Origin of the sequence: Ornithinimicrobium sp. INDO-MA30-4, from assembly GCF_021535045.1 — a bacterium.
In the GTDB taxonomy this organism is placed as follows: Bacteria; Actinomycetota; Actinomycetes; order Actinomycetales; family Dermatophilaceae; genus Ornithinicoccus.
Window position 1 is genome coordinate 22,792 of sequence record NZ_CP091057.1, and the last position, 18,464, is coordinate 41,255.

Consider the following 18,464-nt stretch of genomic DNA (forward strand, 5'->3'; position numbering starts at 1 on the left):
GGACCAGGCGTCCCCGGCGCTCCGGCCCGGGCCTCGGATTGGGCCAGTGGATACGAGGGATCTCAGGCGCAGCAGGACGTCGGCATCTGGTTGCGGAAGAGGCCGGCGACGATGCGCAGACTCTCCGCCATGGTCAGGTACGGCGCCCAGGTGTCGGCCAGATCATCAACGGTCATGCCGGCCTTGATGGCGTAGGTGGCCGCCAGCATGATCTCCCCGGCGCCGTCGGCCAGAGCGTGCACGCCCAGCACCTTGCCGGTCGTGGCGTCAACTACGAGCTTCACCGCGCCCCTGGTGTCGTGCTGGACCAACGCCCGAGGGACGTCGGATAGGCCCAGGACCCGGCAGTCGCACACGTACCCGCGGGCGAGGGCCTCGTCCTCTGTCAGCCCTGCCGAGGCCAGCTGGGGCCTGGTGAACACGACCGCAGGCAGACCGGTGTAGTCCACGCGTGCGGGCGTGGCCCGACCGTCGTCGGCAAGTGCGTTGAGCGCGGCGGCCCGACCGCCGGCGGCGGCTACGTAGACGTACTGAGGAGCCCCCGAGACGTCACCGGCGGCGTAGATGCGCGGGTTGGAGGTGCGCTGGGACTCGTCGACCACGACGAAGCCCCGCTCGTCCACGTCCACCGCGGCAGCGGCCAGGTCCAGGCCGTCGGTGCGCGCGAAGCGCCCGGTGGCCACCAACAGCCGTGCTCCGCGGACCTGCGCGCCGGAGGCGGTGCTCACCACGACGTCCTGTCCATGAGGACCGATGCCGGTGGCCACCGCGGTCGCGTGCTCCTCGACCACCGTGATGCCATCGTCGGCGAAAACCTCCCGAAGCCCCTGGGCCAGCTCCGGCTCGGCGTGGGGCGCCAGACGCCCGACCACCGACACCCGGGCACCGAGGTGGGCGAACAGCTGGGCCTGCTCCATCCCGACATAGCCGCCACCGATGACGACCAGGGACTTGGGCAGCTCGGTGAGCTCCATCGCCGTGGTCGAGGTCAGCCAGTCCACGGACTCAAGGCCGGCCACGTCCGGGACGGCGGGGGTGGAGCCGGTGGCGATCAGGTAGGCCGGGCCCGCAGCACCGCGCCGTCGACGGCCATGGTGTCCTTGTTCAGGAAGGCGGCCTGGCCCGAGCGGACCTCGAAGCCGTAGGCGGCGGCTACGTCGGCGTACTTCGCCTCGCGCAGGCTCTCGATCAGGCCATCCTTCTGCGCCACTAGGGCGCCCAGATCCACCGGTCCGGCTGACGTCGGGACGCCTGCGAAGGGGTTGGTCAGCGCGGCGTGCCGCGCTCCGGCGGCCGCCAGCAGCGTCTTGGACGGCACACAGCCGATGTTCACGCACGTGCCGCCGAGGACGCCGCGTTCGATCAACACCACCTCTTGCCGGCCTGGCTGGCCGCGATCGCCGCCGACATGGCCGCGCCTCCTGACCCGATCACGGCCAAATCGACGTCGTAGTCCTCACCCATATCGCACATCTCCTTTGCGTTGCACGTCTCCAGTGACCAGAATGGACCTTCCAGTGCAGGAAAGGTCAAGATGAACGTGGAAGCCGTTCGAGCAAGGAGGCGCCGTGCGGATCGGTGAGCTGGCCGAGGCCAGCGGCACCACAACCAAGACGCTGCGCTTCTACGAAGAAGCCGGGCTGCTGCCCGCACCGGACCGAACCGCCAACGGCTACCGCGACTACGCCGCTGAAGCCCTGGCGCGCCTGGGCTTCATCCGCCGCAGCCGCACCGCTGGGTTCACTCTGGCCCAAATCCGCGAGGTCCTCGACATCCGCGACGCCGGGGTCGCACCCTGCCGGCACGTGCAAGATCTGCTCGAGACCCGCCTGGACGACCTGGACCGCCAAATCGCCGACCTACAGGCACTGCGACACACCGTCGCCCAACTCAGCGACGCTGCCGCCACGGTCGACCCGACCAACTGCGACGCCACGACCATCTGCCGCTACCTGTGATCCGCACGGTCCCGAACCTGGCTGGTGCAGTGCCCACCGCTTGGTGCCGAACAGCGTCCCGGGGACCGATCGACCCGGCCCCGCTGGCCATCGCTCGTCAGTGAGACCGCCACGAAGCGACCGAAGAACCCCGCCAATTAGCGGACGGAGTCACACTCGAGAGCCTCGTTGAATAGGTCCAGCACTTCGTCCCGGCCCGACAGCACCGGGGGAGAGACCCCAAACGATGGTGTGAACGGGTTCTGACTCGTCACCACAACAACACCCCACTTTTAGAAACCTTTAGCATCTTCATCATTTTTAGCATGCCGAGATATCTCCTGTCCGAGCACTGGCGCGCCAAGCAGGGGAGGAGCGGCAGGCTGATTCGTAATCGACCGTTTACGAAGCAGCCTGAACACTGACGGAGGAAGTGGTAGTTCGTGCTTGCGTGTTGATCCGAAATCTTGACTCGAAACTAAAGTGATCCGATACTCGTGGGGGAGAGTGCTTTCGGGTCACGAACGGGTTGATAGGGGAGTGGAGTGGCTGAATATGGGTACGCCCGGGTGTCCACGGCAGATCAGTCGGTCGCTCTGCAGGTCGATGCTCTGGTTCAGGCTGGGGTGCCGCTGGAGAACGTTGCCCGGGAGAGTGCATCGGGGACGAGTACGACGCGGCCCATGCTGAATGAACTCCTTGGTCGGCTGGAGCCGGGGACAGGCTGACGGTTTGGCGGTTCGACCGTCTGTTCCGTTCAACCCGGCATCTTTTGGAGGTCACGGACGATCTACGCAGCCGTGGTGTTGAGTTTCGTTCACTGCGAGACAATATCGACACCACTACTGCTTCTGGTCGGTTCTTTTTTACCGTGACCGCAGCCCTTGCTGAGATGGAAGCCGATCTCACTCGTGAACGCACCAAAGCCGGCCTCGCAGCAGCCAAGGCCAGCGGAAAACAACTGGGCAGGCCCACCAAGATCACTCCGGCCCAAGCAGACATGATCCACCGACTCATCAAAGAAGGCCGGTCGCAGAGGCAAGCGGCCGCGGCCACGGGAGTGTCCGCATCCGCGGTCGGCAGACTAGTGCGTTGCGAAGTTGTCCCGCGCCCTTAGTCACGACCTCGCCACAACTCAGTCCGCAGCAGGTGCAGAACGGGAAAGGCATGAGATTCCCGGATGCCATCATGATTTGGCTGGACTAGCAACTGTCCTACGCAGTACCAAGATGGGAAAGCAGGCTATGGCCGTTCCAACATACGAAGCAATGATGCGTCCAACGCTAGAGGTTCTCGCAGATCGGGGCCGTCAACCGTTTCGACAACTTGCGGAGCTCGTCGCAGACGAGATGCGCATTGAGAAAGCTGAGCGTGCCAGCACCATTGAGAGTGGACAGACTGTCTACGTGAACCGGGTCGGCTGGGCTGTCACCTACCTGGTCCAAGCAGGAGCAATACGTAGACCCCAACGGGGTATTGCTGAGATCACGGACCGAGGACAAAAACTTCTCACCGAAGTCGGCGGACCTATCTCAAATGCGGACCTTGCTCAGTTCGAAGATTTTCAGGAGTTCCGCAAACGCAGCAGACGTAAGACCAAGCCTGCGGGTTCTGCGATGGCCGATGACCTGAGCCAATCCACGCAGACACTGAACACTGACGACACGCCGGAAGAAGTCATCGTACACACTGTGGCCACCGTCCATGCTGCGCTGACTGGTGAACTTCTTGATCGCGTCATGCAACTCCACCTACTGCTTTCGAAACGCTCGTGCTCAGGCTCCTGGAGCCATGAAGTATGGAACCTCTGGCCAAATCGAGCCGACTGCAGCCTCGGGAGACGCGGGCATTGATGGTGTCATCAGCCAAGACCCATTGGGCCTTGACCGTATCTATGTTCAAGCGAAGCGGTATGACCGCGATAGGTCCATCGGGCGACCGGTTATGCAGGCCTTCGTTGGTGCGTTGCAGGGTCAACAGGCGGACCGAGGTGTTTTATGACCACCTCTCGATTTACTGGCGAAGCCCTTAGCTACGCCGACCGGGTCGGTGTTCGCATCATCCCCATCGATGGCGATGAAATGGCCTCTCTCATGCTTAAACACAGCGTGGGTGTGCAACCGGGCTACGCGGTGACCCTCATGAAACTCGACGAGGATTTTTCGAAGACCTCTAGCAGCCACCACTAGGGAGCAGTAGGGCTACATAGGAAGACGTCTTTTCGTTGAGGCTTCGCCGCGGATGAGGGTGACAATCCAGGCGGACGAGATCGGCAGTGGGAGCGGTGAGCTCATTCCCTCAGGGCCATGTGCTCAAGGCCAGCAGTGTGGCACGCCACCAAGTGCGTGGTCGCGCGGACAACCACGCACTTGGTGCCGTGGGGGAGTGGGCTCAGCTAATCAAGACCTAGTCAGTTGGCGGCGAAGCCTACACCCGGTAAACGTGCAGGTCGCTAGTCTTCGACGATCTCGAGGTCTGGAAGGGAATCCACGATTTTCATGGTTTCTACGGACACTGTTGTGACCTTGGCGATGAGGTCGAGGATGTAGCGGGGGTTGCCCATTTCGCGTGACCAGTCGTTGGGGTCGTTGACGATGCCCGAGGGTTTGTCGACCTTGACTTGGTACCGGTCAATGATCCAGTCCAACCCTGAGCGTGAGCCCAGCATGTATCGCTGCGCCTCCTCAGGTAGGCCGGAGATGGTGATCGAGGGGGAGTAGTGGATGACGGTCTGGTCTTTCTCCTTGCCCTGTTTGCCGTATTTCATCTTTTGCACTCGTAGCGCGTCGTACAGCGCTTCCCCTTTGAGCCCTTCCGGTATGCCGTCGACGACAATCGGATAGGGCTCGACATTCTCGTAATCGATATGTAGTCCCAGGAGTTTCTCGCCGGCGTCGCGGAAGGTGGGAAACTGGTTTACGTCGATGCGGGGGATGCGTGGGAGCGAGCGGTTGAGGTCGGCAGCGAAGCGGGTGCGGTAGTCGGGGGAGTGCAGGAAGCCATAGATGAACGCGAAGACGTCGTCTTTGGTCACGTCGTTGCCGTACCAGGTCCGGTACTCCTTGAGCGTGGCATCAGTGATGTTGTCGATTCGACGGTAGCCATCGACAACATCAGCTGAGAACTCGAGGGTGTCGCTTGCGACGGCTTCGTAGGTGTATCGGGCGAAAAACTGGCTTGGTCCCGAGCCCCACATGCCGAGGTCGGGGAGAGCGTCCACTGCATGGGTTGAAAATGGCTTGTCGTTTCCGGGTCCCATGACGACGAAGCCGTAGTTGGGGTGGTTGGGGTGGGGAACATCGACGGCAGTTTGCCTCGACGATGATTGAACATTGCATCGAAGTGCACTGCCATCTTCGAGAAGGGCCGATATGCCCCCACGACAAGGTTGCTCTCGGTCGCAGCTCGCTTGCGTCGAACGAGGCTTTGTTCCAGGCTCGACGACCAACTGATCCGTGTGGGGTCATTATTTTTGAGTTCTTTAGCTGACTTCTTAATCTCTATGCCGGGGTTGCTGGCCACAAACTGATTGAGCTTCTCTACCTGGGCATTATAAAAGTTAGCCATGCGCGAAACATTGGCTTCTACCGCGGCGGAGGAGTAGTTGTAGATCCACGGATCGCGGGTTGTCTCTAGTCCTCGGGTGGCTGCGGCGAAGATCGCCTGTTTGTCGCCGCTCACCGCTTGCCATTGTTCGAACTGTTGGGAGCGTTGGTTGGTCCAGTCGCCTGCGTCGTTTGGTTCGATGGTTTCCCAGTTGAGCGTGTCTAGGTGCGAGTCGTTGACGATGGTGAGTTTGTCTTCGCGGGTGAGGTAGTTCCCGATGTCTCGATAGTGGACGGTTGCTCTGTTGCGGTTGGCGTTGGGGTTCTTAACGAGGAAGGTGACGGCGACGGTGTTGCGTGACCCGGAGCCGAAGACCTTGCCACCTTCTTTGCGGGACTGTTCGCCGGCGGTGCGCTGGTTCCCGCGCAGGTTGTAGATGTAGATGTCGGTGAATTCGTCGGCGAGGGTTTTGCGTAGGCCGTCGGCGGTGTTGGCGTCGATGAATCCGCCGTTGGTGACGAACCCGATGAGTCCGGCGTCGCCGATGCGGTTGGTTGACCAGCGGATGGCGCGGACGTAGGAGTCGTAGAGGCTGTTCTTGTTTTTCGCGGTTGATTTCTTGGCGAAGGTGTTTTCGATGGATGTGTCGAGGTGGGCGTATTTGATGTTGGCGTTGTTGTCGTTGCCGCTTGTTTGGCCGACGGAGTAGGGCGGTTCCCCCGACTGTTGGCGCGTGTTGCACGCTCACCGACGCGCCGAACGACGGGGCCTCCTTGATTCGCATGAGGATCCATGTGAAACTTTCAGGCATGAATTCACGTCTGGCTGGAACCGACTGCGGCACCGACCGTCCCTCCCAGTTGCCGTCCGAGGGCATCACTTCGATGGAGTACCTCAGCTCGTTGGCTGACCTCGCGACCCGGATCGTACGCCAGCGCATCTCAGACCTCCCAGAGTCAAGAGGTGAGTGGGACATGATCCGCGCACTTCTCAACCAGATGGTCGATGGAGAGGAGGGCGAACGAGCGCGACAGCTGCTCGTGCAGAAGGGAATCCGCTGCGTCCGCAAGCCCTCGGAGCGCGACCGCTTCTGGTTCACGATCCCAGGGTGTTCGAAGCCGGTGCACGTGGTGGCCCGTCCAAAGACCGCGCCGCCCGCCCCTGAAGTTGTCAAGGTCCAAGGCGAACTTGAGCTCAGCGGGTTGGCGGAGGCAGAGCAGGACGCCGGCCTTCGGCTCTTCATGCTGTGCGAGAAGGATCGCGGCGGTATGGGTCTGGCCTCCGTCTCCTTGGCCCTAGTGTCCAACCCGCAAGCACGGTGGATTCTTGAAGGGTGTCAATCGTCGATGAGGTCCTGGTCTTTGCGGGATCAACATCGGCGATGGCGTCAGCATCGTCTCTGTCCGACGAGGACGAAGGTGTGTTCCGGTCGGCGATGGCTCGTCGCGACGTGGTTGTGGCCGACGTCGACTTGGGTTCGCTAGGTGGGGAAGGGGTTGAGTCCGCAGCCGAGCCGGAGCAGATGGGTGAGTCCGGTGCCTGAGACTTTCACCGTTTTTGGAGACCGGGTTCGGTGGGCTCGACAGTTGCGCCGCCTGCTGGCGCGTGAGGTAGTGGAATCGCTTCCGATCAGTGCGCCGACCTACTCGCGCATCGAGAACTCCGATTCAACCGAAGTCGACCCACTTGTTGCGCACGCACTTGCCTTGGCCTTGAGTACCCCCCTTGGATGGCTCAACGCACCTCCACGAGCCTTCGCCACCTCGAGTGGGACACAGTTTAGGGCGAACAGTCGGATGACGAAGGAGCGCAGCAGACGGTCACTTCTTGGTTGACTATGTACGCAGAGCTCCTCGCGACACTGGACCGAGTTGTCACCCTGCCGCCGACCACGTTCCCGTTCCAGACTGTCCTGGACGCCGAGCCGCGTGACGCAGCGCAGCAAGTGCGTGCGTCCTTGCGGCTCGGCCCGCCCAGCCCATCGACAACCTGATCCGTTCCTTGGAGAGGCTCGGCGTGTTCGTTGGGGTGGTCAACTTCGAGGAAGAAACGCACCTCCGCAACCATGACGCATCCTCAAGTTGGTTCAACCTGCAATCCGGCCGCGCTGCTCCAGTCGTCCTCATCCGGGAGCACTCGTCATGGGAGCGTGTCCGATTCTCGGTGGCCCACGAAGCTGGGCACCTTGCGCTCCATCGGCAATCAAGTGGCCCTGAACGGGAACAAGAAGCCACCGAGTTTGCGGCCGAGTTGCTTCTCCCCAGCGCAACCCTTCGGGCGCAGTGGCCACGGCACGTGACTGTCATGGGCCTGTTGGAACTGAAGGAACGATGGGGCATGTCCATCGCTGCTCTCATCCAGCATGGCTACCGCAACGAGCTCCTTGACGACGACCGGCGAGTGTCCCTCTTCAAGCAACTGTCGAATGGGCGTGATCCGAGGACCGGTGAACGCTGGCGGTTGCGTGAACCTGGGGCGACCTCCCGAGCAGTCGAGCGACCCCTCCTCGTTGCTAACGCGATCGAGGTCGGGTTTGGGTTATCCCCCGACCTGCAAGCGTTGCAGGGTGAGCTTCCGCCAGCTCGGTCGGGCGAGGTGGTACTCGGAGTTCCTACTGAACTTCGCGACCAGCTGGTCGCGGAGCATGCGCGCTCAGGTGGAGGCTCGGGCGACTGAGCGGCTGGACAACGTGCTTCCGCTGCGGCGTTGATCAAGACGACGCCGCCCCCGCATAAGGACTTGGCGGCTGGGGGCGGCGTCAGGCTGGGCGCGGCCTCGTGCCCGCGCCAAGCCTACCGATCCTGCTCCTTCGTGTAACCGTCGGGTAGAGCGTCGATCAGAGCACTGAAGGGACCGATGTCGTACTTGTTGCACGCGTGGGTGTAGAAGTGGAGTTCCCCCGACTCGAGGGTTAACCCGTGTTGCTGTCCCTTCAGCGCTGACCGCCGTGACCGGGGACGATCGGAACCCGCCAGCCAAGGGTGCCCGGGCTAACAACTTCCTTGGCGGCTCCGGTGCTCCGGTGCTCCGATGGATCGACTACTTCCGTGTCAGTCCCGCGCGACGGGCAACGCGAGCTTCCCGCTGGCGTTGGGCGACCGCGGCGATGGCCTCAGCCATCTGGGTTTTGGACATCTCGATTCGCACGTCGTCGGGTATGTCGTCCCTCCTTCTGCTCCCGGACATGATCGCCTCGCAGAACTCGGTCCCGCAGTTCTCGCACCAACCCGCCTCTGTCATCCGGCCGTACTGCTCGTCGTCGGTGAGCCGGTCGATGGTCTTGTCAGCCCACAGGCCCGCGCTGGGCGGGTCATCCCCGCAACCACACGAGTAGGCCAGGTAGTCGTTACTACGGATTCGGTCCCAGACGGAGCCAGCGATGACGATCTGGTGACGGTCCGCGGCTTGTGCGCACTTCGTGGCGTAGTTGACGGGCCGCCCAGCCCAGACTGCTTCCTGCTCAGCTTGGTTGCGTGGTGTCCCCAGGTTCTTCACGAGCACCCGACCCATAGCGATGCCGACCTTGAAGCCTGTCTCTGGCCCACCGCTCGCACCCCACTTCGTCTCCAGCTTATCCACTAACGTGCTGCTAAACGTGCGGATCGTGACCCCTGTGCACAGGGCCCTCGCGATCGCACGATCACCCCAGAACAGACCGAAGCCGCCGTCCCCCTGGATGTCGATGAAATCGGCTCCGAACCTGTTCAGGATCTTCACTGACCCTTCTACCGCTGCCTCGTATGCTCGGGCGGTGGACGTGTCGTGACGGCCTGTGCCGAGTTGGGTAGAGTTCTTCAGATCCGCGACGACAGCGACCACACGCGGGATCTTGAGCCACTTCTCGGAACCCTGACCGGGAATGTCGCCCAGGTCCGGGTCGTCAAGATGCACCACAGGTGGGACGGCGTGCAGGGTCCCCTGCACATCTCGTCCCAGTTCGTCCAGCAGATCTGTTAGCCCTTGCGCTTCCACAGGTGTGCCCCGTTCTCGTTGTGTTCTTACCAGGGTAGGCGGGGCGTCCGACAGACCTGCGCTGTCACAGGAGGCTGACTTGGATTGTGACGAGGGCGAGTAGCACGCCGGCGACAAGACCGGCACGCACGGCCCACGCGACGCGCTGGTTCTTCGCGGTGGCGATGGTCGCGTTGGCGTGGATCTGGTCGGCCAGTTCCTCCACCAGTGCCTGGCTATCTATCGATAGCCGACTTAGTTCGTCCCTGTAGGCGAGCCGCTTCCCCCTGTAGTTCGCTGCGATGCTGGCGAAGAATAAGCTATTGACCGTGTCGGGGACCGCGTCCTTGTCCTTTATGCGAGGCGCGATCGTCCAGCCGGCGAGCAGCACTGCCGCGAAGAGCAGGGCGCAGGTCATGACAACCGTCACGTCCAACCAAGCGGTTCTTCGATGCAGTTCATTCACGACGTTGTAGAGCAGTGTGCCCATCGCCCCAGAGAACGCGAGGGTGGCGCCCGCCTTCGCGTCGGCGAACCTGATCCACTCGTTCACCATCGAAAGGAGCTTCCACGCCTGCTCGTCGGTGACCACGACCTCAGGAGCAGTTGGTGCAGCCGTGGACTCACTCTTGTTGCGGCAGAATTTTCCTAGCACGAACCCTCCCGCAGTAGTTCAGGGCACGGGCTGGTTCGGGAGCGATTCAGCATCCGAGGCTCCCGGGACAGCCCTTCTACTGTGTTGTCATCCTTCATGTCGAGCACCCTTGTGGCTGGCCGCACTCAACCCAGCCGCCGCTCACCGCAGGTTTCCGATCTGGCCGGCATCGAGTCTCGCGAACTCTGTGAACAAGGCTCTCTGGCGCCCCTCAAGGTTCTGGTCAGCATGGTCCAGGCCGAAGATGGCGTCGAGCACATTGTCAAGGGCGTTGTGAGCCGTGGTCAGTTCGGTCGGCATCGAGTCTGCCCTGTACAGCTGGGCGAGGGAGTGTGATGGGTAGAGCGCGCGTGCCTCGACCACAGACTGGCCGGCGCCGGTGACCGCATTGCGCTGCTGGTCGTTGACGTCGGGAAGAGGAAAGTTGTTCCACACGAGCGTGTTGGAGAAGGAGGGGCGTGACTCGAGCCGATTGCCGACGGTGAGCTGCCACGTCAAGAACATCGAGGACGAAATCACGCTGAACTGGAAGCCGTCGCGGTCTGGTGCAACGTAGAGCTTGTTCGATGCAATGACGTTCGCTGGCAGTCGGGCAGCTGTGTAGTAGGGCCTCGACTCCGAGACCACGGCTGGGATCGCTAAGTACGAGTCAAACATCTCAGCTGCCCGCTGGCCGAAAAGGTGTGGGGTGGTGGCCATCGCTCTCGTGCTGCTTGCCTTACTCGCGAGGCGCATCTGACGGACGCCTTCGATCCTGTCCCTCAGCACGCGCGACTGCTGGACATCAGCGGGATCCATCGCAGTGAGCCAAAGACACCACCGTTGAGTACCTCGGACGAGTTCTTCCGACCCTGGGAATGGGCGCACGTACTTAGCCGCGACGGGATCGGACATCACCTCGTCGTACGCGTCGGCTTCGACGATGAGGTGGCCTCCGTCGCGTGGCATGTTCCCGAAGGTCACTGGCGCGATGTGCGGTGACAACGGGGTCCTGCGCGGCCTCACGAGGACGTCCGGACCGTCAACCAGGTAACCGTTGATGGCAGCGACCTGGGTCTCCTGGGGTGCTGAAGACGCGCTTTCGTACTCGAAGAGCCGTGCCGGGCCGTTGTGACGATCAAAGCCGATGATGTTGCAGTGAACTGTCGCCTTGCCCACTGCCTCCGATGTCCAGGCGAAGGTCCTATGGGCGAACCGGATTCGCCAGCCACCTTCGAACACTGGCCCGAAGAGGCGTGGAACCTGGTCGCCTTGGGTCACGGAGTTTGTCGAAACGAATGCCCAGCGCCCCGGCGTGTCCGCGAAGTACTGCAAGGTCTTGGCGTACCAGGCTGTGACGTAGTCAAGACGACCGATGTCCGCACCGCCCCAGGCATGACGGAGGTCTTCGGTTTGCTCCGCATTGCGGGAGATGTGGCCGAGGAACGGTGGGTTGCCAGCAATGAGGACGTATTCGTCGGGGCGGCACACCCTGTCCAGTCCAGCCGTAGGGCGTTGTCCACGACGATGGTGGCCTGTTCCTGGATGGGCAGGCGGTCGGGGGCGTGGCCGAGGGAGGCTTCGAGTTTGAGGTCGCACTGCCGGTCGACGAGGAACATTGCGGTCTCTGCGATGCGGGCGGGCCACTCGTCGATCTCGATGCCGTAGAAGTGGTCGAGTGTGACCTTGAGTCCGACGTTGGCCAGGAGCATCGGGTTGTCCCCGGTGATCTCCTGGAGGCGTTCCATGATCGCGAGTTCGAGGTCGCGCAGCTCGCGGTAGGCGACGATGATGAAGTTGCCGCAACCGCAGGCGGGGTCCATGTAGCGGATGCGGCCAAGCTTGTCGCGCAGTTTGCGTAGCCGGTCGGCCTCGTACTTGCCCAGGGTTCGGACGTGTGCGAACTCGGTGCGGAGCTCGTCGAGGAAGAGAGGGTTGAGCGTCTTGAGGATGTTCTCCTCGGAGGTGTAGTGCTCTCCGAGTTGCCGGCGGGTTTCTGCGTCGCGGACGGACTGGAACATGGACCCGAAGATGGCTGGGCTGATGCTGGCCCAGTCGCGGTCGCACGCTTCTAGAACCGCGGTACGGAACTCTGCGTTCAGGACGGGCAGGCTCAGCGGCTCGGAGAAGATCCGACCGTTGACGTACCTGAACCCGTCGAACCCGGCCTGGCGGGTGTCGCGCTGGTCCTCTGGGGTGTCGAGGAACGTAAACAGGTCGCTGAGCTGAGCGCCGATGTCTGAACCGTCGGCGGCCGTGTGGTCGCGGATGAGGGTGCTGAACAGGTCTGGTGCCCACATGTCGGTGTCGTCGCCGAACATGAGGAAGAGGATGCGGGCGAGGGTGACGGAGATCTCGTGGTCCCGTTCTTCTCGGGTGGTGCTCTGGGGGTAGGCCTTCTCCATAGCGGCGTAGAGGCGGGCCATGAGCTTGGAGGCGTGCTTGGTCTCGTTTGCGGCTTCGACGTCGAAGGCCTGGCGGACCTTGGCCAGGACGGCGTTGCTGTCCAAGATCACGTCGTAGGGGAGGCGGATCACGTCCAGCTTCTCGGCGAACCGTGGGTCTGTGTCGCCGTTGCGGTGCCGGTGTCGGCTCAGTCTGGTCGTGGTGGTGCTACCGACTGCTCGGCGCACGGGCCAGCGCCACACCTGTTCGTGCTCGTCGTGGAAGATCAGGATGCGGTCGGTGCTGCTCTTGGCCAGGTGCTGGTCGAGGGTGGCTTCGAGCTTGGAGTCGGGTTTCTCGTTGACGACCCAGACGCGCAGTCCCTTGTGCGAGGAGACGTTGGTGGCGCTGACCTTGCGGCCGTCGTACTCGACGGTGACTGGGGGCTGGTCGGGCCGGGACCAGTTCAGGTCCTGGATGAACAGCTTCTGGTAGTCACGCTGTTCGGCGCGTTCGATCAGGGCGGTGGTCACGAGCTGGTCACTCCTAGCGAGCAGACGATCTTGATGGTGTCGGTGTCGGTGGCGCCGATGACGAGCCTGTCCTCGTCGTGCAGCTGGTTGATGAGGTCGGCTAGGTCGTCCAGGCTGTACTTGTTGCGTCGTGCTTGGCTCAGCCGCATGTTGGCGTGCTCGGTCAGGGGCCGGGTATGCAGGGCGTCCAGGGCTGCGGAGGCCTTCTCCCCGAAGACGGTGCCGCCGAGGCGCTGCCAGGCCCACTTGCGTACGCCCTTGAGGTTGCCGGCTGCGATCGTCTCGGTCTTTAGCGGTCCCTGGACCAGGGCGGTCTCGCGGTCGAAGTGGTCGGGGCGTAGAGGGGCCGTGGGTGTGGTGGGTTCGGCACGGAAGATCCGCAGGGCTTCCAGGGGGTGAGGATCCGCTCCTGGACGCCGTGGTCGGTGATGGTGGCGGTGGCGAAGGCGTCGACGCCGGAGCCGGTGGAGATGTAGCAAGTCACCCCCGTGGGACTCGTTCATGTACTGGTCCCGGGTGGAGTGGATCATGTCCTGCAGGCGGAGCACCCTGGCGGTGATCTGGGGGTGCTTGTCCAGGGCGTTGGACCACACCAGCCAGGCTTCGCTGACGGAGTCGACCTCGGCCTCGTCATCGCTGTCGTCCTCGGTGACCCGCCCCTTGTAGAGGTCGTCGAGGATCTTGATCTCCTTGTCGCCACCGAAGAACTTCTCGTCCGAGCCGAACGCCTCGGCGGCGGCTCCTAGTCGTTCCTTGATGCGCTGCCGGAGGCGGATCTGCTCCTCGATGTTCTCGTGCGTGATCAGGTAGAGGTTGACGGTGTCGGACTTCTGCCCGATGCGGTCGACGCGGCCAGCGCGCTGGATGATCCGGATGATGGCCCAGGGCAGGTCGTAGTTCACGATGATGTGACTGTCCTGCAGGTTCTGGCCCTCGGAGAGCACGTCGGTGGCGACGAGCACGTCGACGGGCCGCTCCACCTCGACCGAGACGCTCTGGTCCTCCGAGGGGAGCCGGTTGGAGTTCGGGGAGAACCGGCGGGCGACCTCGGCGGGGTTGTCGGTGTCGCCGGTCGCCAGGGCGACGTTCGCGATACCGGCCTCGGTTAGGGCGTGGGCGACGTAGTCGGCCGTGTCGCCGTACTCGGTGAAGACCAGGACCTTCTCCCCGGGATGGTCGTTGGTGAGCAGGTCGACCAGGGCGTTGATCTTGGAGTCCCGGGTGGAGTCCCAGTCCCCGAACCGTTCCAGCAGCGACGTGATCGTCTCGGTGTCTTTGACCAGGTCGTGACGCAGGGTTGGCTTGAAGACGGTGGTGTTGACCCACTTGGTCTTTGCCGGCAGGGACTCGGCGAGGCTCTTGTAGCGGGTCTCGGCGCTGCCGTGCAGGCTGCCGTCGGTCTCGATGTCCTCGTCCGTGACGTTGATCTGCTTGTCGGTGAACGAGCCCAGCGGGATGCGTAGCTTGTGGTCGATCGCGTGAATGAACAGCTCGTTGCGGGCTCGTTGGCGTTGCAGCGACAGGATGAACGAGTAGCCGGATGAGGACAGTCGCTTGAACAGTCCGATCCTCACGAAGCCGCTGACGTTGCCTCGGCCCGAGCGGATGTCGTCCAGGTTCTTCGTGTCCTCGTCGGTGTGCGGGGCCTTGGGGTTGTCGTAGTCGGCGAGCCGGTACCGGGGCAGGAGCAGGTCGCGGACGGCGTCCAGCGTGGTCTCGTCCTCCATCAGAGCGGCTGGGTCGTCCGCGGCGAACTGGTGGCTGACCGGGGTCGACACGCGGGTCGGGAAGTGGAACTTCTGACCGTTGGCGAACTGCAGGTACTCCCGCTCGGTCGTCGTGCCGTCTGGGCCGGTGACCAGCTCCTTCTTGGCGGTGCGCTTGATGAAGGAGCGGGTCCGGCGCACGAGGTGGTCGCTCATCAGCCTCTTCCAATCCTCCGGTTCCTCGGACTTGCGGAACGCGGTGAGGGTGTTGATCTTTCCGTCGACCCTGGCCATCAGGTTGGGGTCGTTGTGCAGCGCCTCGGTCGGGACGATGCCCAGGTCGTCGTCCTCGTCGATGTACAGGCCGATCTGGTTGGCGACATCGGTGAACGCCAGGTTGTACGGCGTGGCGGTCAGCAGAAGGACTTTGGAGCTGTTGGTCCGGATGTACTGATGGATCGCGTCGTAGGCGATGGTGGAGTTGTTCCGCAGGTTGTGCGACTCGTCGCAGATGACCAGGTTGAACCGTTTGAGCTCGGGCAGTACCTTGTCGGCCATCGAGTAGGGCACCACCCGTCCGTTGATGTCGTACTCCTCGATGTGCTTCTCCCACATCGGCTGCAGGTTCTTCGGGCACAGCACGAGGGTGGAGTAGTCCTCAGCAGCCTGCAGCATCAGCGCGGTCGCGACAGCGGTGAGCGTCTTGCCCAGACCGACGACGTCGCCGAGCATGGTGCCTCCGCGGCGCACGATCCGCCTCGACAATGTCCGCACGGCGCTCTCCTGGTAGTCCAGCAGCAGGTCACTCATCGACTTCGGCAGCACGTACCCCATCCCGTCACGGGCGTCCTGGGACAGGGAGTGGCAGACCTTCAGGTACACCTCGAACGGAGTGGGCTGGTCCTCGTCCGCCCACGAATTGGCGATCAGGTCGATGATCTCGGCGGTGATGTCCAGGGAGAACCTGTCTTCCCAGCGCTCCTGGAACCAGGCCGCCAGCTTTTGCGTGGCGTCGGAGTCCTGCACGTCGATGTTCAGCTCCAGGTTGCGGTTCAGCCCCGCCCCGGTGAGATTGGAGGACCCGACGTACCCCATCTGGATCCGTGCTTCTTGCCCGGCGCGTGGAAGATGTACGTCTTGCCGTGCAGCGGCTTCTCGGTGAACACTTTCATCGCCACGGTCCCCTGCTCCAGCTGACGCTTCAGCGTCTGCAGAGTCTGCTGTCCCTCCCGGGTGGCCAGGCCCCGCATCAGCTGGGTGCGCAGGTGGGCAACCAGCCGGTCGCGTCGGGCGATGGCTCTCCAGGTCGTGGATGCCGGACCCGTACTCGGAGGCTGCACGTCGTCCTGCAGCATGTCGAGGAGCTGCTGGGAGTCTGCGGGGGCGACCATGCCGACCAGGACCCTGGCGGTCGGGGGTCCTCCTCGGCGCTTCCTTTTCGTCCAGGACGTCGGCAAGGTTGGACCACCCGCGTAGGTCGATGTACCCGGTCGCCACGTCCACGCTGTCGAACTCGTCCAGGGAGTCCGTAGCGCGGGCCCGAGACGGGTCGGGTCGGTCAGGTTGTCGAAGATGTTGGGCACTACTGGTTCCCCTCGGTCGGCAGGTCGGTCTTGTCAGGTACTGGGCGTAACCGGGGCGGGCCGGCCTCGGCTGGGGTCGTCGAAGAACGGGTGGCCTCGAGTGCCTCGACCGCGATGTGCCGCTCGAGCATCGCGATGGTCGACCTGGCTTCCCGCAGCTGTTCGCGCAGGCGGCGGTTCTCCGCGGTCACGATCTCGATGCGTTCCTTGAGCGCCCTGACAGGTTCGGGGTCGGTGCCGTGCGCGGCGATCCGGTCGCGGAACTCGGCCTGCAGGTCCTGGTGCCGGTGGGTGAGGATCCACCGTTTGAGACCGGCCTCCTCGGCGAGGGACTTGATGGTCAGTTTGCCGTCGGAGCGGACCGGGTGGCCCTCCAGCAGCCTGGTCATCGCCTCCCGGATGGCGCGGCGTTCTGGTCCGTGCTCGGTCATTGCCCGTCACCATCCTCCGCGTGGTGAGCGTTGACGATGGCTTCTCGCCGGTCGATCTGGGCGCGGATGCGGTGTCGCATCGGTTCAGGTGTCGTGGGCGAGTCGTGCTCTTCCTGCAGCGCGGCCAGCTCTGCTCGGACTGAGGTGATGTGCTCCTCGGTGCGGGCGATGTTGGCGCACCGGTGGTCGCAGGCGGTCAGGTCCGGAGGTCTGCCACCCGCGTGGTGGTGTCCCTGCGGCAGAGGGCTTTCCGTGGGTCGAAGCAGCAGGCGAGGGTCTGGCCGGGGGCATCGTAGACGCGCATGGACGGGTTGGCCATGAGGGCTGCGGCCTGCTTGGTGGTCAGGGCCAGGCCCTGGAAGCGGTCGCGGTACTCGCCGGCGGCGGCCTGGTAACGGGCGGCCGCGGGACCGCTGACGTGCGGGTGTGCCTGAAGGTGCTCGGCGGCCCGGTGCAGGGTGTCGCTGAGGGCGAAGGCTTCTTCCATCGGGAACAGGTCTCGCAGGCCGGTCGAGGCCCTGCCGCCGTACCCGTCGGAGGTGGCCGTGTGCAGGTGGCCGTACTGGACGCCGAGGGCGACCCGGCCGCCGGGGCGGCGGTAGATGAACCAAGCCAGGGTCCGGCGTAGTCGTCGCAGGTTGATCGGTCCGTCGGGGTCCTCCGGGATGACGTCCTGGGGACGCTCCAGGTCGTTGGCGAGCTGGTTGCACCAACCGGTCAGGTGCTTGATCGCGTCGATCACCCGCCTGGACGACGGCCCGCCAGGGTCTAGGTCGGTCCCGTTCACGCGGGCCTTGAAGAGGGTGTCGCTGAACAGGAGGTCACCCTCGTGCAGGCCCTCCATGACTGCAATCGCGTCCGCGACGGGCTTGATGGCGACCCAGGGTGTTCGCGGTCGACTCCTTCGGGAAGGCTCCGGCCTTCGGCCACGGCCGCCTTGTAGGTGCGGCCTCTGATCTCGTAACCGGCCGCAGATCTGCCGGGGGTGCTGGCCGTGGGTGTGCAGCAGCCGCGACGTAGGCCCAGGACCTCATCAGCTCGCATCCCGGTCAGGTAGGCCACGGTGATCAGGCACGCGGTGCTGACTACTGGCCGATGGGCCTCGGCCCTGTCTTGGCCGAGTTCGGCGCTCCAGGGCAGGGACGTCGGACCGCCCGCCGCGGCACGGGGATACTCGGGCTCAGGCTGAGCAGGTGGATCAGGCGTGGCGCCTCCTGGACCAGTCGCAGGCACCACACGAGCAGCGCGGACATGGTGGCCGGGTGGACCGGGATGGATTTGTTCTCCGCAGTCCATTCGCTCTTGCCGATGACCTGGTCCATGCCTTCGCGTTCCCAGAACGGTTGCCTCAACCGGGCGCTCGGACGCATGTAGGGGCTGAGCAGCCACAGCCTGCTGAGCCCGAACAGGCGACGCGACTTGGGGTTCTGCCCGACCGGTGCATTGGCGACCTGGGCGGCGTACTCGCGAAGGTCGTCCTCGTCGAGCTGGGCGAGAGTGCTCAGGCCGCGTTCCTCGAACCAGCCGAAGAACGGTTTGAGGTCCTCGAACAGGGTCTTCAGTGTGGAGGGCGCGAGCCGTTTCCGGGCACTGGCTGGCCGGTCGAGCTGCTCCAGCGGGGTATCCATCGTCAGCAGCAGGTAGAAGAAGTGCTTCAGATCGGCGCGTAACGCCTCGGGGCAGGGGTGAAGTGAAGCCGGATCCACCGGGTGGTCGGCCGCGGACACAACGGGCTCAGGTCCCAGACCTCGTCCCCGA

16 protein-coding genes and 4 pseudogenes are annotated in these 18,464 nt (G+C 63.8%); 9 read left to right on the forward strand and 11 right to left on the reverse strand.

All coding sequences use genetic code 11. From position 1 onward, the window contains the following. Positions 1-62 precede the first annotated feature (62 nt). Positions 63-1,464: pseudogene (gene merA / locus L0A91_RS16485) on the reverse strand (mercury(II) reductase). 104 nt (positions 1,465-1,568) lie between these two features. On the opposite strand from merA, the gene L0A91_RS16490 reads away from it, so the two are divergent. From L0A91_RS16490 to L0A91_RS16505, 5 genes and pseudogenes are all read left to right on the forward strand, one after another. Next, complete coding sequence (locus L0A91_RS16490; protein WP_010552305.1) at positions 1,569-1,958, forward strand: heavy metal-responsive transcriptional regulator; 390 nt, start codon at positions 1,569-1,571, stop codon at positions 1,956-1,958. Between the two features lie 548 nt (positions 1,959-2,506). Beyond that, positions 2,507-3,054: pseudogene (locus tag L0A91_RS16495) on the forward strand (recombinase family protein). A 127-nt stretch (positions 3,055-3,181) separates the two neighbouring features. Beyond that, positions 3,182-3,790 carry a winged helix-turn-helix domain-containing protein gene (locus tag L0A91_RS16500; RefSeq protein WP_235246831.1) on the forward strand — a complete coding sequence of 203 codons (609 nt, stop codon included), beginning with the start codon at positions 3,182-3,184 and terminating at the stop codon, positions 3,788-3,790. Next, positions 3,729-3,938 carry a restriction endonuclease gene (locus tag L0A91_RS20185; protein ID WP_397333888.1) on the forward strand — a complete coding sequence of 70 codons (210 nt, stop codon included), beginning with the start codon at positions 3,729-3,731 and terminating at the stop codon, positions 3,936-3,938. The genes L0A91_RS16500 and L0A91_RS20185 overlap by 62 nt, the downstream gene beginning before the upstream one ends. Continuing rightward, positions 3,935-4,126 carry a restriction endonuclease gene (locus L0A91_RS16505; protein WP_235246832.1) on the forward strand — a complete coding sequence of 64 codons (192 nt, stop codon included), beginning with the start codon at positions 3,935-3,937 and terminating at the stop codon, positions 4,124-4,126. The genes L0A91_RS20185 and L0A91_RS16505 overlap by 4 nt, the downstream gene beginning before the upstream one ends. A 263-nt stretch (positions 4,127-4,389) precedes the next feature. Here the strand turns inward: L0A91_RS16505 and L0A91_RS16510 are convergent. Further along, positions 4,390-5,618: pseudogene (locus L0A91_RS16510) on the reverse strand (type ISP restriction/modification enzyme). Between the two features lie 90 nt (positions 5,619-5,708). Here L0A91_RS16510 and L0A91_RS17810 point away from each other — a divergent pair. The 4 genes from L0A91_RS17810 (at position 5,709) to L0A91_RS16525 (ending at position 8,159) form a co-directional block, all read left to right on the forward strand. Continuing rightward, a complete protein-coding gene (locus L0A91_RS17810; RefSeq protein ID WP_260115347.1) occupies positions 5,709-5,843 on the forward strand; it encodes a hypothetical protein in 135 nt (44 codons plus the stop codon). A gap of 973 nt (positions 5,844-6,816) precedes the next feature. Continuing rightward, the gene (locus tag L0A91_RS16515; protein ID WP_235246835.1) at positions 6,817-7,026 is read left to right on the forward strand and encodes a hypothetical protein; all 210 of its coding nucleotides are present in this window, start codon (positions 6,817-6,819) and stop codon (positions 7,024-7,026) included. Positions 7,027-7,314: 288 nt separating this feature from the next. Beyond that, on the forward strand, positions 7,315-7,476 hold the full coding sequence (locus L0A91_RS16520; protein WP_235246838.1) for a hypothetical protein: 162 nt from the start codon (positions 7,315-7,317) through the stop codon (positions 7,474-7,476). 23 nt (positions 7,477-7,499) lie between these two features. Beyond that, entirely contained in the window at positions 7,500-8,159 is a 660-nt protein-coding gene (locus L0A91_RS16525) for an ImmA/IrrE family metallo-endopeptidase (RefSeq protein WP_235246839.1), read from the forward strand. Between the two features lie 363 nt (positions 8,160-8,522). Here L0A91_RS16525 and L0A91_RS16530 read toward each other — a convergent pair whose 3' ends face one another. The 9 genes and pseudogenes from L0A91_RS16530 to L0A91_RS16570 all read right to left on the reverse strand — a co-directional run bounded on the left by L0A91_RS16530 (position 8,523) and on the right by L0A91_RS16570 (position 18,433). Then, positions 8,523-9,455 carry a hypothetical protein gene (locus tag L0A91_RS16530; protein ID WP_235246840.1) on the reverse strand — a complete coding sequence of 311 codons (933 nt, stop codon included), beginning with the start codon at positions 9,453-9,455 and terminating at the stop codon, positions 8,523-8,525. Between the two features lie 64 nt (positions 9,456-9,519). Beyond that, positions 9,520-10,026 (reverse strand): Pycsar system effector family protein, encoded by a 507-nt coding sequence (locus L0A91_RS16535; protein WP_235246841.1) that lies wholly within the window; start codon positions 10,024-10,026, stop codon positions 9,520-9,522. A 204-nt stretch (positions 10,027-10,230) separates the two neighbouring features. Then, positions 10,231-11,247 carry a type IIL restriction-modification enzyme MmeI gene (locus tag L0A91_RS16540; RefSeq protein ID WP_311198199.1) on the reverse strand — a complete coding sequence of 339 codons (1,017 nt, stop codon included), beginning with the start codon at positions 11,245-11,247 and terminating at the stop codon, positions 10,231-10,233. Next, a pseudogene (locus tag L0A91_RS16545) lies at positions 11,239-12,494 on the reverse strand (DNA methyltransferase); the annotation flags it as partial. The pseudogene L0A91_RS16545 and the gene L0A91_RS16540, both read right to left, overlap by 9 nt. Positions 12,495-12,982: 488 nt before the next feature. Continuing rightward, positions 12,983-15,787, reverse strand: coding sequence for a helicase-related protein (locus tag L0A91_RS16550; protein ID WP_235246844.1), 2,805 nt, complete (start codon positions 15,785-15,787; stop codon positions 12,983-12,985). Continuing rightward, on the reverse strand, positions 15,745-16,275 hold the full coding sequence (locus L0A91_RS16555) for a hypothetical protein (protein ID WP_235246845.1): 531 nt from the start codon (positions 16,273-16,275) through the stop codon (positions 15,745-15,747). Before L0A91_RS16555 ends, L0A91_RS16550 begins: the two co-directional genes overlap by 43 nt. Next, on the reverse strand, positions 16,275-16,706 hold the full coding sequence (locus L0A91_RS16560) for a hypothetical protein (protein ID WP_235246846.1): 432 nt from the start codon (positions 16,704-16,706) through the stop codon (positions 16,275-16,277). Before L0A91_RS16560 ends, L0A91_RS16555 begins: the two co-directional genes overlap by 1 nt. 196 nt (positions 16,707-16,902) lie before the next feature. Beyond that, the gene (locus tag L0A91_RS16565) at positions 16,903-17,550 is read right to left on the reverse strand and encodes a hypothetical protein (protein ID WP_235246847.1); all 648 of its coding nucleotides are present in this window, start codon (positions 17,548-17,550) and stop codon (positions 16,903-16,905) included. A 241-nt stretch (positions 17,551-17,791) separates the two neighbouring features. Then, entirely contained in the window at positions 17,792-18,433 is a 642-nt protein-coding gene (locus L0A91_RS16570) for a site-specific integrase (RefSeq protein WP_235246848.1), read from the reverse strand. Between the last annotated feature and the right edge of the window lie 31 nt (positions 18,434-18,464).

Bases quoted from the DNA above. Each gene is read 5' to 3' on its own strand.
- L0A91_RS20185 (WP_397333888.1), top strand. From the start codon at position 3,729: ATGAAGTATGGAACCTCTGGCCAAATCGAGCCGACTGCAGCCTCGGGA.
- L0A91_RS16565 (WP_235246847.1), bottom strand. From the start codon at position 17,550: ATGGAGGGCCTGCACGAGGGTGACCTCCTGTTCAGCGACACCCTCTTC.
- L0A91_RS16560 (WP_235246846.1), bottom strand. From the start codon at position 16,706: ATGACCGAGCACGGACCAGAACGCCGCGCCATCCGGGAGGCGATGACC.
- L0A91_RS16500 (WP_235246831.1), top strand. From the start codon at position 3,182: ATGGCCGTTCCAACATACGAAGCAATGATGCGTCCAACGCTAGAGGTT.
- L0A91_RS16550 (WP_235246844.1), bottom strand. From the start codon at position 15,787: ATGGGGTACGTCGGGTCCTCCAATCTCACCGGGGCGGGGCTGAACCGC.
- L0A91_RS16505 (WP_235246832.1), top strand. From the start codon at position 3,935: ATGACCACCTCTCGATTTACTGGCGAAGCCCTTAGCTACGCCGACCGG.